Source organism: Pseudoduganella sp. SL102, from assembly GCF_027856995.1.
GTDB lineage: Bacteria > Pseudomonadota > Gammaproteobacteria > Burkholderiales > Burkholderiaceae_D > Rugamonas > Rugamonas albidiflava.
Genome location: NZ_CP115554.1, coordinates 7,266,621 through 7,280,444, shown reverse-complemented (window position 1 = coordinate 7,280,444; position 13,824 = coordinate 7,266,621). Strand labels below are relative to the sequence as shown.

Below are 13,824 nucleotides of genomic sequence, written 5' to 3'. Positions count from 1 at the left end.
CCGGGGCGAGGCAGGGCTTTTGCGGAGTACACTCCGAGCCTGCCGGGCGGCTGATGCCATGCATGGCGCCGTGCCTCTCCAGACCCCGTTTCTTGGCAATTAATTTCCAAAAATCGGGGTCTGACCCCGGTTTTCGGAAACTTTTACACGAATATATGAAACATATTGCCCGCAAGCGCTTCGGCCAGAATTTTTTGCACGATGACAGTGTCCTCGGCGACATCATCACAGCCATCGCTCCCCAGGCCGGCGATACGATGGTGGAGATCGGCCCCGGCCTGGCGGCGATGACGGATCTGCTGCTGAAGTCGCTGCCGCACATGCACGTGGTGGAGCTGGACCGCGACCTGGTGGCGCGCCTGGAAAAGAGCTTCCCGCGCGACAAGCTGACGATCCACTCCGGCGATGCGCTGAAGTTCGATTTCGGCGCGATCCCCGTGCCGGAAGGGCGCAAGCTGCGTGTCGTCGGCAACCTGCCGTACAACATCTCCAGCCCGCTGCTGTTCCACCTGGCCGAGTTCGCGCCGCACATCGAAGACCAGCACTTCATGCTGCAGAAGGAAGTGGTCGAGCGCATGGTGGCCGAGCCGGGCACCAAGGCGTTTGGCCGGCTGTCCGTGATGCTGCAATGGCGCTACCGCATGGCGCTGATGTTCATCGTGCCGCCCGAAGCGTTCGATCCGCCGCCGAAGGTGGATTCGGCGATCGTGCGGATGATCCCCATCGCCGACCCGCTGCCGTGCGACAAAGCCACGCTGGAGGCCGTGGTGGCCAAGGCCTTCTCGCAGCGCCGCAAGGTGATCCGCAACTGCCTGGCGGGGATGTTCACCGAGCAGCAGATCGCCGATGCCGGCATCGATCCGGGTACCCGCCCGGAGACCGTGCCGATGGAAGCCTACGTCGCGCTGGCGAACAGCCTGCACCCGGCACAAGCCCCCGCCCAGTAACCGGAAGGCAATATCCGGCTTGGGCATGTTGCCATTGCGTTACAACGGCGCAACGGATTGACGCATGTAACCAACTTCCCGACGTTCCTTGCATGTGGCTATTTTCCTTATGGATACAAGGACTTGGCCCCGTGTTTCACCGATCTATATCTTTTTCATATACGTCTTCCGTAATTCTTCATTGGCTGATAACCATTTCAGCCACATAAAATTTTTATCAAGAAGTTGATCGATCGACCAGCGCGGCTGGGCCGGCGGCACTTTTCGATAATAACGATACGGAGACTCCATGAAGCTCACCCCCATCGGCGCCCTGGTGCGCGCGCTGTTCCTCGTCCCTGCCGCCGTCGCCACCACGTCCGCCGCCTTTGCGCAGCAGGCGCCCCAGCCCGAGCCGGCAGCGGCCGGCGGCGATACCGCCGTGCAGCAGGTTACCGTGACCGGCATCCGCGCATCGGTGCGCAGCGCCCTGTCCGTCAAGGAAAATTCCAACAGCATCGTCGAGGTGGTGTCCTCGGAAGACATCGGCAAGCTGCCCGACACGACGATCGCCGAATCGCTGGCCCGCCTGCCGGGCCTGGCCGCCGGCCTGGATCGCGGCAACGCCAGCCAGATCGTCGCGCGCGGCATTGGCGAGCGCTTCATCGGCGCCACGCTCAATGGCCGCGAGCTGGCATCGTCCGAACCGAACCGCGCGGTGCGCTTCGAGCAATTCCCGTCCGAGTCGCTGTCCGGCGCGGTGGTCTACAAGACCCAGAACGCCGACCTGATCGAAGGCGGCGTGGCCACCTCGATCGACCTGCAGACAGTGCAGCCGCTGAAGTACAAGGGCCGGCAATTGTCCGTCAAGGCCGATGCGCTGTTCTACCCGCTGGCCAACGATGTCGACGCCAAGGCATGGCGCCCCCGCCTGGGCGGCATCTACATTGACCAGCTGGCCGGCGGCAGCGTCGGCGTGGCGCTGGCGGCCAGCTACCAGAAGCAGCCGTCGATCGAGAAGCGCAAGAACCACTGGGCATTCAACGAGAACAATTCCGTCGACATGAACGGCGACGGCAGCGTCGACAGGACGCCCTGGGGCTTCGAGGACGAGATCAAGCGCGGCACCAACGAGCGCGCCAGCGTGCTGGGCAAGGTGGAGTGGAAGCTGAACCCCGACGCGCAGATCACCGCCGACCTCTATTACGCCAAGAACAAGATCCACGAGCCCAGCGTGCAGCACTGGACCGGCGATATCGGCAACTGGGATGGCTGGCAGACGCCGAACTTCTCGAACCTGGACATCCGCGACGGCTACGTGGTCGGCGCCACCGTGCGCGACGTCACCGTGTCGACGCACAGCACGCGCTGGTTCCAGAACATGAGCAATTTCGCCGGTGGCCTGAACGGCAAGTTCAACGTGGGCGACTGGAAGATCGATGCCGACGTCGCCGTCTCCCGCGCCGACCGCGACAGCCAGTGGGCCGACGTGCGCCAGACCAGCGCCCCGGGCACGCTGAGCTGGGCCTTCACGGGCAACGAGCACCAGGAGTATTCGTTCACGCAGGACACCGGCAACGCGGCGATCTTCGGCGCCCCGGCGCTGTACATCGACGCCGACGGCCACGTCGACGACAAGCTGAACTCGGCCCAGCTGTCGGCCTGGAGCCCGGTCGAACTGGGCCCGGTCAGCCGGATCAAGTTCGGCGCGCGCTTCTCGGACCGTGAGAAGTCGTTCCACCAGACCACCTGGAACCTGGCCACCACGGCCACGGCGCTGCCGGCGTCGTCGTTCGAGACGATCCGTGCGGAAGGCTACTTCCCGGCCCTGATGCTGAACGACTTCGACGGCACCGTGGGTTCGCTGTTCGGCGCGGGCGCGCTGTCGCCGGACGGCCGTGCGCAGACCACCAACGACCTGCTGGCCGGCTGGCGCGTGAAGGAGCGCAGCAGCGCCGTGTATGCCCAGGGCGACCTGGATGGCGAGATGTTCGGCCTGAAATACCGCGGCAACGTGGGCCTGCGCGTGGTGCATACCAGGCAGACCGGCTACGGCATGGAGTCGCGCAACGGCGCGGCGCCCACGGCGCTGGAAGGCGGCGCGTCGTACACCAAGGCGCTGCCGAGCGCGAACCTGATCCTCAACCTGGACGAGGCGCAGGAACACCAGCTGCGCTTCTCGCTGGCGCGTGCCATGTCGCGTGCGCCGATGGACGAGATGCGTGCATCGCGCTCGCTGTCGATCGACACCACGCCGGGTTCGAGCCAGCCGCTGACGGGCAGCGCCGGCAATCCGGGCCTGCTGCCGATGATGGCCAACCAGGCCGACCTGTCGTACCAGTGGTACTTTGAACAAGGCTCGCTGCTGTCGGCCGGGCTGTTCTACAAGAAGGTGGGCAGCTACATCGGCATCACCAGCGACACCACCACGATCGACGGCCGCCAGGCCACCATCACCCGCTCGATCAACGGCGACGGCGGCTATGTGCGCGGGCTGGAACTGGCTTACCAGCAGGCCTTCACGATGCTCCCGGCACCGTTCGACGGCCTGGGCATGTCGGCCAACTTCTCGTACAACGAAAGCAGCATCAAGGAGTTCACCGGCGATTTCCCGATGGTGGGCCTGATGCGGCGCAATGGCGGTGTCACGCTGTGGTACGAGAAAAACGGCTTCGAGGCGCGCCTGCAGGCCAACTACCACAGCCCGTTCGTGCGCATGCCGCGCTGGAACGCCGGCTACCTGGTCGAGAATGCCGAAGAGACCTACGTCTCCGCCAACATCTCGAAATACCTGACGCCGCAACTGCAACTGCACCTGGGGCTGGACAACATCACCAACCAGCGCGTGATCCACAAGCAGGGCGGCAACCAGTACGTGCAGAACGTGATGGAATACGGCCGGCGCTACAACATCGGGCTGGCATACAAGTTCTGATCGCTGCGTAACCCCGCGAAACCGCCGGTGACCGAAAGGTGCCGGCGGTTTTTTCTTGGCGCGCCGTTGCCAGAAAAACGGTGACAGTCACCATTTTCCAGGAAACGTTGCAAAAGAATCGGTGACAGGCTCCGTTTTTCACAGGTTCCGCTTTTCCGGAAACATTGCAAAAGAATCGGAGCCTGTCACCGTTTTCCAGGAAACGTTGCAAAAGAATCGGAGCCTGTCACCGGTTTTCGGGAAATGTTGCAAAGGAATCGGAGCCTGTCACCGGTTATTGGGGCATGCCTGAACCAGCGGTAGTGAAAACGTTTGCAATCATTGTCGTGATTTTATTAAATAAAAGACACTGCGGGTGATCCATTTTTGGTCGAGCCAAATCTATACTGGCCTGACCAATATGACCTTGAAGGAGGCGAAAAATGGAGACACGACGTAGTGGGGACAGCGGAGCGGCCATGCCGTGCCGGGCGGCGCTGGGAATGGTGGCCGCGGCGCTGTTGATGCAGGGGTGCGGGGGGCAGGCGGGCGGCGAATCCGTCGCCGGGCAGGGCGGCAGCGTGACGATGGCGGCAATGGCCCGGCAGGACGCGGCGCTGCAAGCCGCGCCGGCACGGAACATGGATGCGAACCTGCATGCCGCCGCGGCCACCGGCTGGGCATCGCAAGGGGCGGGCACCACGGGCGGTGCCGGTGCGCCGGCCAGCAATATCTATGTCGTGCGCAACTGGGCCGAACTGAATGCGGCGCTGGCGAACACCAACAGCCCCACCTATGCCACCGATCCCGCCGCGGCCAAGCTGGAGCCGAAGATCATCCGGATCGTCGGCACCATCTACGGCACCGACCTGGGCAACGGCAGGCTGGCCGACGAGGCCTACTACAAATCGCTCAACGCCACCGCCGCCAAGTGGGACTTCAACCTGTACCTGCAAAGCCTGGACACGGCCTTCATGGCCGACCTGAACGCCAGGGTGGCGCAGGGCGACCCGGAAGCGATCGCCCTGCGCGCGCGGATCTCGGCACTGAGCTCGGCGCGCAGCACGCTGCGCAACCTCCAGAAAGCGCAGATCCAGTTCATCATCCCGTCCAACACCACCATCGTCGGCGTGGGCCGCGATGCCAGGGTGGTCGATGGCTATTTCTCGATCAACGCCACGCCCAACATCATCATCCGCAACCTGGAATTCCAGGCGCCGCAGGACCTGACGCCCAGCTGGGACGGCAAGAGCGCCTGGGATTCCCGCTACAAGGCCATCTCCGTGGTGACCGGCAAGCAGCTGTGGATCGACCATTGCACGCTGAGCGACGGCACCCCCGCCGAGGAGATCGTCACCATCAACGGCGTCACGTCGCACGTCAACCGCTTCGACGGCCTGATCGACATCGAGGACAGCAGCGACTACGTCACCCTGTCGTACAACGTCTTCAAGAATCACGACAAGACCAATATGGTGGGCGGTTCGGGCGACGGGAACGGCGCCAAGGAACGCGACTTCAACCGCATCACCTTCCATAACAATGTGTGGGACAACATTGCCCAGCGCGCGCCGCGCGCCCGCTTCGGCCGCATCCACGTCTACAACAATTACTACCGGGGCGACACTTCCGCGACAGCGAAATACCGCCTCGGCTACTTCATCGGCATGGGTGCGGAATCGAAGATCCTGTCCGAATCGAATGCGTTCGAGATCAGCGGTCCGGAGGCCGGCGCCGCGAAAGTCATGTCGAACCTGAACGGCTACCAGTTCAAGGACGTGGGCTCGTGGATCAATGGCGTTCCCGCTTCCGCGGCGCTGGAGGCGGCGGCCAGGGCGGCGCTGGAGAACAACTGGGCCAAGGTGGTGGCCGCGGCGGCCAGCAGCGGCTTCACGGTGGGGCCTTATACCAATGAGCTGGGCTGGACGCCAGCGTACGACTACCGGCCGGGCGCATCGTTCCAGGAGGTCAAGATGCACAACCTGGCCACGGCCGGCTCGGGCAAGGTGGCGATCGACGGGGCGAACCTGGACGTCACGTCGAGTTTTTCGCTGCTGCGCTCGGGCCTCGCCTGGAACCGCATCACCGGCAAGTACAGCGCCGCCATCACCCTCACCAACACCGGCGGCGCCGCGCTGGCTGGTCCGTTCCAGCTGGTGCTGGACCAGCTCCCGGCCGGTGTCGCCCTCGACAATGCCAGCGGCACCCGCGACGGTGCACCGTACATTACGCTCGCGGCCGACGACATCGCCCCCGGCGCCTCGGTCACGGTACCGCTGGTCTACAGCAATCCCGGCAAGCTGGCCATCAGCTACACCAATGCCGTCTACGTCGGCTACTTCTGAAAGCGAGGCAACGCATGATGAAAAACCTGAAGCATCGTTTGAGTTTTTGCCTGGCCACGCTGGCCCTGCTGTTCAGCCACGCCGCCAGCGCGGCGCTCTACCACGTCAGCGTCGATACCCGCGCCTTCACCGGCCAGGCCTTGCTGGACTTTACCTTCCTGGCCAACGCCGGGGCCACGCCGGCCCGCGCCATCCTGGATAATTTCAACGGCGAGTTCGGCGCCGTGTTCGATGCGTCGCCCGGCGTGACTGGCACGATGCCGGCCGGCGTGGTGCTGGGCAACCAGGACGGCGGCGATTACCTGACCCAATACGTCCAGTTGGGAGGATTGTTCAGCTTCGATATCCGCTTCGACGGCGCCTTCGCCACCACGGAGAACATCGACGCGTCGCTGTTTGCCGCCACGCTGTACAACGCCGACCTGACTGGCTATATCGGCGATGCGGGCAGCCTGGTCGAGTTCGCGCTGGTGCCCCAGGTCAACGGCATTCCGGGCGGCGTCAGCGTGGTGGCATCGAATGGACTGGCCCAGGTATCGGCAGTGCCGGAACCGTCTTCGCTCTTGCTGGCACTGGGCGGCCTGGGCCTGCTTGCCCTGCACCGGCGCCGCCGATCCTGAAGGACCGCAAGCAAAAACGCGGGCAAAAAAAAAGCCGGCTCTGGGAGCCGGCTAAATCCAATTCTCAGAAAGAAGTGGAGGAGACGGGAGTGATTATGATGCGCTGCCGCATATTGATCCACTTTATTTTAAGAATGCCCATCATTCCCACTGTGAATATCACGGGTTCTTTTCGCAGGTCACCAGGGCGTCGGCACGGATCGCATCGCCCATGATGCCGGCGCCATTGGCGATCGTGCAAGTCTGGCCGTCCGGCTGGTTAAAGATCGTCACGCCATACGGATCGCCGACAGCAATGTTGTCGAAGCTGGCCGTTGGCGAAGCTACCGTCACCGGCAGCACGGTCGAGCCGTTGATGAGCTGCAGGTTGGCGCCGGTCAGGCCCTTGACGGACACCACGACCGAGTAACGGTTCTGGGTGCAGTTGAGCGCCACGGTGACCGCTTCCATGCGGCCGGCGGTACCCGCCGTGCTGGGCGGATTGCAGGTCATGTGCTGCGGCTGGGTCTTGATCACCACGTTGTAGTTGCTGCCGTATTCGACCGTGCGCGGGAAGCTGAAGTCGGTGGCGCCGACCGGTACCGAGATCACGTCGTCGCCATTGGCCAGTTGCAGGCCCGGATTTGACAGCGGCACCTTGTTGCCTTTCGCATCATAGAACGCGCCGGTGATCGTGAATTCCGACTTGCCGCCGCAGCCTGCCAACGCCATGACCGCTGCCAGCACCGCCGTGCCCAGGTATGTTGCTTTCATCTAGTTCTCCAGTAAGTGGCGGTGATCAGGAAGCGCGCGGAACGCACGAGACCGCGAGATTCAGCTTGTCGCCCGACGGCATCGTGCCGGTGGGGTTGTCCACGGTGCAGGCCAGTCCCTCGGGTTGCTGCAGCACCGTCACGCCGTAGGCGGCGCCGTCGAATACCTTTCCGGGGAAGACAAAGTCGGGGCCGGTGTTGGGACGGATCGTGACGGTCATGTTACCGAGCGCCAGCACCAGCTGGTCCTGCGTCAGGCCGGTCACGGTGCCGCCCAGCTGGTAGCTGTTGGTTTCGCAAATGACCCTCGGCCGCAGCGCGGTGTAGTAATTGGCCTTGATATTCTTGCCCGAAGCTTCGTCCACGCGGCATTCGGCGGCGGTAGGCTGGGTCTGGACTTCGATGTTGATCGTGGAATCCTCGGCGATCAGGTTCGGGAAATAGACCTGGGAACTGCCCGCGGCGACGGACACGGTCTGGTCGCCGTTCTTCAGGACCAGGCCAGGCTTGGCCAGGCCTTCGACCGTCACCAGCAGCGTCAGGTTGCCGTTGTCGTCACCGCCGCAGCCGGCCAGCATCGCGGCGCACAGCGCGCCTGCGGTTGCGCGCGCATACATACTCTTCATAACAATAACAATCTCCAAATTGATCGGGGCGGATGCCGGGCGGCGGCTGACCCGGCAGCGGCACGGCCGGGCCGGAAGCGGCGCGTACTGAGCCGGAAGCGGCGCCTATTTTAGTCCATTTGGCAAGCCCGGAGGCGCTAATTCCTTGTAACGACCTGTGTCATCGCCGCGCCTTCACGGCACGCGCGCGACGGCGCAGGACGATACACGCCCCTGCAACTGGCAGCGGTTGCGCACATTGCCGCCGCGGTCGTGCACCGCCACCTGCCAGGTATCCGGCCCGGTGCGTTCCATCGTCATGAAGCCGAAGCCGCCCTGCCAGGCGCTGAAATGGGCGATCACGGCGCCGGGCGCCGGCTGGATGGCGGATACCTCTTCCGGCAGCGGCACCACGTCCTCCATCGTGCCGGAGAAACCGGCCACGAACTGGCTCGGATGGCTGGTCTTGAAGCTGGCCTGTTGCCACATATGCACGTGGCCGGACAGCAGCGCCTGCACGCGGGGCGGCAGCAGCAGCGGATTGACCGAGCCGAAGCTTTGCTGCAAGCCCGCGTCGCCCAGTTCCAGGCGCAGCTGGCTGGCCTTGTCGAGGCTGGCGCCGAAGCCGAGCACCGGGTGGTGGTTCGCCAGCAGGTTCCAGGTGGTGCGCCGCGACAGCGTTTCAGCCTGCAGATAGGCGTCGCGGTAGCGGGCAAAGCCGGTGTCGCCCGGTTGCAGGCCGCGCCACGACGTGGCGGCCGTGTCCACCACGAGCAATTGCGCGTCGCCCCCCAGCGGCACCGCATACGGATCGCTGTAGTTGCCGATGGCGTCGTCGGCCGGCACATTGCAGTCGCGGCCGGCCTGCAGCGGGCGGGGATCGAGGAAGCGCCACCAGCCCTGGCCGGCCCGGGTGCAGCTTTCATGGTTGCCGCGCACCACCACCCACGGGGCGGCCCGCAGCAGGGGTTCGGCAGGCAGGAAGAAATCCTCGCGCCAGGTATCCCAGCCATAACCCCACGGGCTGCCGGCACAGCCGGCGTTGCCGTCCGGGCAAGGATTCTCGCGATAGTGGTAGTCGCCCACGTGGACCACGAGGTCCGGCTGCCAGCGGGCCGCCGCCGCCGCCACGCCGGCGAAGGGGAATTGCTCCGGATCGTTACACGCCTGCCAAGGCATGATCGGCCTTCTTCAGGCGGCAGCCCGTGTCGCCGATGACGACGATGCGCCGCGCCTCGTGCTGTGGCAGCGGCAGCGGGGTGCCGGCCAGCGCAGCCCGCTGGGTACCCGCCGGCAGCGGCGCCTCGCAGGCGAGCACGGGAAACGCCGACGGCTTCGAATCGGCGGGCCCCGATGCGGTCGGCCGCTGCGCGATCGTGGCCGGGGCGGCGCGGACCGACATCGGCACCGGCCTGCCATCCACGTCCAGCGTGGGGCAGGCCGCGGCGACGGTGATCACGCGGGCCGTGGCGGCGCCTTCCTCGCCCAGGACCACGTAGCTGGAGAGCACGTCCGGCGGCAGCGGCGCGGTGGTGGCGCAGCCAGCGAGGAGGGCGGCGGCAAGCGAGGCAGGCAGGAGCGATGTAACAGGCAGCAGACGCATGATGACCCCGGTTCGATGTCAGTCCGCTAATTTAGCACCAAGTAAATACCAATGCGACAGCATGCCGGGCCTTTCGGGCCGGGCCATGCGACAATGGCGCCATGAACGACATCGCACGACCCAAAGCCATCCTGTTCGACCTGGACGATACGCTGTGGCCGATCGGCCCGGTGATCGCCGAAGCGGAACGGGGCCTGCATGCCTGGCTTGCCGAACACGCGCCGAAGGTGGCGCAGGCCTTCACGATCGAACAATTGCGGGAACAGCGCATGGCGCTGCTGGCGGAAAAGCCGGAACACCACCTGGACCTGATCGGCCTGCGCCGCGCCGCGCTCGAAGCGGCGTTCCGGCACGTGGACGAAGACCTGGCCCGGCTCGACGGGGCGATCAAGCATTTCACGGCGGCCCGCAACACCGTGGAGCTGTACCACGACGTGCTGCCCGGCCTGCATCGCCTGGCCGAGAAAGTCACCCTCGGTTCGGTCTCGAACGGCAATGCGGACCTTGAAGTCATCGGTCTCGCCCACCATTTCAAGGTATCGCTGGCGGCCAGCCGTTTCGGCAAGGCGAAACCCGACCCCGGCATCTTCCTGGCGGCGTGCGAAGCGCTCGGCGTGGCGCCCGGCGAAACCGTCTACGTGGGCGACGACCTGCGCCTCGACGTGGAAGGCGCGCAAAAGGCGGGCCTGCGGGCGGTGTGGATGAACCGCACGGGCAGCACGGCCCACCTGGAAGCGGGCATCGTGCCCGACGCGATCTGCCGCGACGTGGGCGAGCTGATTGCGTGGCTGGAACAACAGTTAGCCGATTGAATTCCCGGCGCGCGCCCCGCGGTGCATAATGAAAGCCTAGCCTGTGAACCGATCATGCAACTCGATACCCGTGCCCAAACCCTGCTCAAAGCCCTCGTAGAGCGCTATATCGCCGACGGCCAGCCTGTCGGCTCGCGTGCGCTGTCGAAGATTTCCGGCCTTGACCTGTCGCCGGCCACGATCCGCAACATCATGGCCGACCTGGAAGAACTCGGTTATGTCGCCAGTCCGCACACATCCGCCGGGCGCGTGCCCACGCCGCGCGGCTACCGCATCTTCGTCGACACGCTGCTGACCGTGCAGCCGATCGACGAGCGCGATGTCGAATCCAGGTTGCGCCCGCAGGCGCAGCCGCCGCAAAAACTGATCGCCACCGCGGCGCAAATGCTGTCGTCGCTGTCCCAGTTCGCCGGCGTGGTGATGAGCCCGCGCCGCGAATCGGCGTTCCGGCAGATCGAATTCCTGCGCCTGGGCGAGAAACGCATCCTGCTGGTAATCGTGGCGCCCGGCGGCGATGTGCAGAACCGCCTGCTGCTGACGGACGTCGACTACACGCCGTCCCAGTTGCAGCAGTCCGCCAACTTCATCAACCAGCATTACAGCGGCCTGGCGTTCGACGAGGTGCGCACGCGCATGCAGGGCGAGCTGCGCCAGCTGCGCGACGACATGGGCCGCCTGATGCAGGCCGCGGTGGAGGCGGGCAGCGAAGCGATGGCCGAAGCCGGCGAGGACATGGTGATTTCCGGCGAACGCAACCTGCTGTCGGTCAGCGACCTGTCGTCGAACATGACGTCGCTGCGCCAGATGTTCGACATGTTCGAGCAAAAGACCGGCCTGATGCAGTTGCTGGACGTGTCCTCGAAGGCTTCCGGCGTGCAGATCTTCATCGGGGGCGAATCGACCCTGGTGCCGCTGGACGACATGAGCGTGGTCACCGCGCCGTACGAAGCCAATGGCCGCATCGTCGGCACGCTCGGCGTGATCGGGCCGACCAGGATGGCGTACGAACGGGTGATCCCGATCGTGGACATCACGTCGCGGCTGCTGTCGAACGCGCTCAGCCAGAACTAATCGAAGCTCACCCCAAGTGCAAATTCCGGGGTCAGAAGGGAGTCCTGGCATGCATGCCAGGACCGTTGCGCAGGCGCGAAGCAGGCTTCGCGAAACCCCTGCTACACCCCGGCGGGGCAGAGCAGGGGTTTCGAGGAGCGCTGCTCCTCGCCTGCGTAGCGGTACCGGCATGCATGCCGGTACTCCTCCCTGACCAGCCCTTCGCTGTTGGGGTGAATGCATGTGCTTTCCATGTGTTGCGTGACGCTTAACTTAACGGCATAGGGTCTGAGGTGTACCGGGTTTCGTGGACATCCTAAACAAGAGACAATACGTCTCAGAGGAATCCATGACAACCAAGCCAGAAAAATCCCCATCTGAAGATGCTGCCGCCGAACGGCAGCGTCGTTCTGTTTACACCAAACAATTCAAGCTTGCCGCTGTTGCTCGTCTTAACGATGGCAAACAGACGGCGGAAGCGCTGGCACTGGAGCTGGGCGTCAGGCGCAATCAGCTCTATAAATGGGCCAAGGCCCTAGAGCAAAAGGGGCCGGAGGCCAGCTTCAGTTCGCGAGGGCGTAAGCCGGCGAGTGAAGAAAGTGAGATCGTGCAATTAAAGCATCAGTTGGCTCGCGCCCAGGAGGAGCTGGCCATCCTAAAAAAGTTCGACGCGTACTTGAAGCGACAGAAGCAGTGAAGTACGCCGCCATTGAAGAACTCCGCAATCACTTCCCTGTGAAAGCGCTGTGCCGCGTGCTGGAGATTAGTCGCAGCGGCTTTTATGCCTGGCGCCGCCGGCCACCTAGCCGACGTAGCCAGGAGGATCTCTCACTACGTGAGAAAATTCGGTGCCTGCACGACTCGAGTCACCAGGCTTTGGGAGCGGTGAAGACGTGGCACCAACTGAACAGCGATGGCGTAGAGTGTGGCAAGCATCGCGTTGCGCGATTACGCAAACTTGAGGGCATTGAGGCACTGCGCAAGGCAAAGTTTCGCGTCATGCGTGCCCATCAGCACACAGAGCCACCGGCCCCTAACTTGCTCGACCGAGTTTTCACCGTGCCCTTACCGAACAAGGCATGGGTCAGTGACATCACTACCATCCACACCCGCGAAGGCTGGCTACATCTGGCCATTGTTCTTGACCTGTTTGCTCGCCGGATCGTTGGCTGGGCCATGAGCCCTCGTCAAGATGCAATGCTGCCGATTGCCGCGCTCCAGATGGCGATCGTGCAGCGCCGGCCGGCACCAGGACTAATATGCCATACCGATCAAGGCTCAGTTTATGGCTCAAAGGAGTATCGGAACGTGCTCGAGACGAACGACTTAATCCCAAGTATGAGCCGACGTGGAAACTGTCATGACAACGCTGTGGCGGAGAGCTTTTTCTCCACAGTGAAGAACGAAAAAACCCGCCACATCATCTTTACGACACGGGCCGAAGCGATCACTCAAATATCCGACTACATCGAGCTGTACTACAATCTGCGGCGGCCCCATCAAACGCTGGGGTACCGCAGCCCGATCGAAATCGAAAAACAGCATCAGATGCTTAATTGAAGCGTCTACGTAACCCGGGACATCTCAGTCTGTCCCCGGTGCATAGTCGCGCCGCATGAAAAAAACGGCCCTCGCGGGCCGTTTTGCTGTCAGGCATTAATGCCGGTGCGGGCAATTCTCCTTCGTGCAGCTGCCATAGATCGCCAGCGCATGCTCGGCGATCCTGAAGCCGCGTTCGGCGGCGATGCGCTGCTGGCGGGCTTCGATTTCCTCGTCGACGAATTCCTCGACGCGGCCGCAATCGAGGCACACGAGGTGGTCGTGGTGGGAACCCTGGTTCAGTTCGAAGATCGCCTTGCCGCTTTCAAAGTGATTGCGGTTCAACAGGCCGGCCTGTTCGAACTGCGTCAACACGCGATAAACGGTGGCGAGACCGACGTCCATATTGTCGGCCAGCAAGATCTTGTAGACATCTTCGGCCGTCAGGTGACGCACGGAACTGTTCTGGAAGATGTCGAGAATCTTCAGGCGCGGCAGGGTGGCCTTCAGGCCGCTGGCCTTAAGGTCGGTGGGGCTGTTACTCATGTTCGGTAGTCGGTTTAGGCTGGAGTGCTTTATGATATAGCGTTTCGGCACTTCCGCTCAATCGATTTGAGGTCACTTATGCGCGTCACCCAAGCGTCACCGTCGTCCGTCC

General features: G+C 63.7%; 13 protein-coding genes. 8 read left to right on the top strand and 5 right to left on the bottom strand.

The features are described from left to right. Positions 1–155: 155 nt before the first annotated feature. The 4 genes from rsmA (at position 156) to OU994_RS30930 (ending at position 6,805) form a co-directional block, all read left to right on the top strand. Positions 156–947 carry a 16S rRNA (adenine(1518)-N(6)/adenine(1519)-N(6))-dimethyltransferase RsmA gene (gene rsmA / locus OU994_RS30945; RefSeq protein ID WP_281609016.1) on the top strand — a complete coding sequence of 264 codons (792 nt, stop codon included), beginning with the start codon at positions 156–158 and terminating at the stop codon, positions 945–947. Between the two features lie 289 nt (positions 948–1,236). Then, positions 1,237–3,861 carry a TonB-dependent receptor gene (locus tag OU994_RS30940; RefSeq protein ID WP_281609015.1) on the top strand — a complete coding sequence of 875 codons (2,625 nt, stop codon included), beginning with the start codon at positions 1,237–1,239 and terminating at the stop codon, positions 3,859–3,861. A 422-nt stretch (positions 3,862–4,283) separates the two neighbouring features. After that, positions 4,284–6,185: a polysaccharide lyase family 1 protein gene (locus OU994_RS30935; protein WP_281609014.1), complete on the top strand. Its 1,902-nt coding sequence runs from the start codon at positions 4,284–4,286 to the stop codon at positions 6,183–6,185. Positions 6,186–6,199: 14 nt separating this feature from the next. Then, on the top strand, positions 6,200–6,805 hold the full coding sequence (locus OU994_RS30930) for an NF038129 family PEP-CTERM protein (RefSeq protein ID WP_281609013.1): 606 nt from the start codon (positions 6,200–6,202) through the stop codon (positions 6,803–6,805). Between the two features lie 159 nt (positions 6,806–6,964). Here OU994_RS30930 and OU994_RS30925 read toward each other — a convergent pair whose 3' ends face one another. The 4 genes from OU994_RS30925 to OU994_RS30910 form a co-directional block, all read right to left on the bottom strand. Beyond that, complete coding sequence (locus OU994_RS30925) at positions 6,965–7,558, bottom strand: hypothetical protein (protein WP_281609012.1); 594 nt, start codon at positions 7,556–7,558, stop codon at positions 6,965–6,967. A 25-nt stretch (positions 7,559–7,583) separates the two neighbouring features. Then, complete coding sequence (locus tag OU994_RS30920; protein WP_281609011.1) at positions 7,584–8,183, bottom strand: hypothetical protein; 600 nt, start codon at positions 8,181–8,183, stop codon at positions 7,584–7,586. Between the two features lie 174 nt (positions 8,184–8,357). Then, complete coding sequence (locus tag OU994_RS30915; protein WP_281609010.1) at positions 8,358–9,341, bottom strand: metallophosphoesterase; 984 nt, start codon at positions 9,339–9,341, stop codon at positions 8,358–8,360. After that, positions 9,322–9,765, bottom strand: coding sequence for a hypothetical protein (locus OU994_RS30910; RefSeq protein ID WP_281609009.1), 444 nt, complete (start codon positions 9,763–9,765; stop codon positions 9,322–9,324). Before OU994_RS30910 ends, OU994_RS30915 begins: the two co-directional genes overlap by 20 nt. A 101-nt stretch (positions 9,766–9,866) precedes the next feature. Here OU994_RS30910 and OU994_RS30905 point away from each other — a divergent pair, with 101 nt between their 5' ends. The 4 genes from OU994_RS30905 to OU994_RS30890 all read left to right on the top strand — a co-directional run bounded on the left by OU994_RS30905 (position 9,867) and on the right by OU994_RS30890 (position 13,187). Next, positions 9,867–10,577 carry an HAD family hydrolase gene (locus OU994_RS30905; protein ID WP_281609008.1) on the top strand — a complete coding sequence of 237 codons (711 nt, stop codon included), beginning with the start codon at positions 9,867–9,869 and terminating at the stop codon, positions 10,575–10,577. A 54-nt stretch (positions 10,578–10,631) separates the two neighbouring features. Next, the gene (hrcA, locus tag OU994_RS30900) at positions 10,632–11,648 is read left to right on the top strand and encodes a heat-inducible transcriptional repressor HrcA (protein WP_281609007.1); all 1,017 of its coding nucleotides are present in this window, start codon (positions 10,632–10,634) and stop codon (positions 11,646–11,648) included. A 328-nt stretch (positions 11,649–11,976) separates the two neighbouring features. Further along, positions 11,977–12,324 (top strand): transposase, encoded by a 348-nt coding sequence (locus OU994_RS30895; RefSeq protein WP_281608468.1) that lies wholly within the window; start codon positions 11,977–11,979, stop codon positions 12,322–12,324. Then, positions 12,321–13,187 (top strand): IS3 family transposase, encoded by an 867-nt coding sequence (locus OU994_RS30890; RefSeq protein ID WP_281608467.1) that lies wholly within the window; start codon positions 12,321–12,323, stop codon positions 13,185–13,187. Before OU994_RS30895 ends, OU994_RS30890 begins: the two co-directional genes overlap by 4 nt. A gap of 96 nt (positions 13,188–13,283) precedes the next feature. On the opposite strand, the gene fur is transcribed toward OU994_RS30890, so the two are convergent. Beyond that, positions 13,284–13,712: a ferric iron uptake transcriptional regulator gene (fur, locus tag OU994_RS30885; RefSeq protein WP_131143619.1), complete on the bottom strand. Its 429-nt coding sequence runs from the start codon at positions 13,710–13,712 to the stop codon at positions 13,284–13,286. Positions 13,713–13,824: the final 112 nt, after the last annotated feature.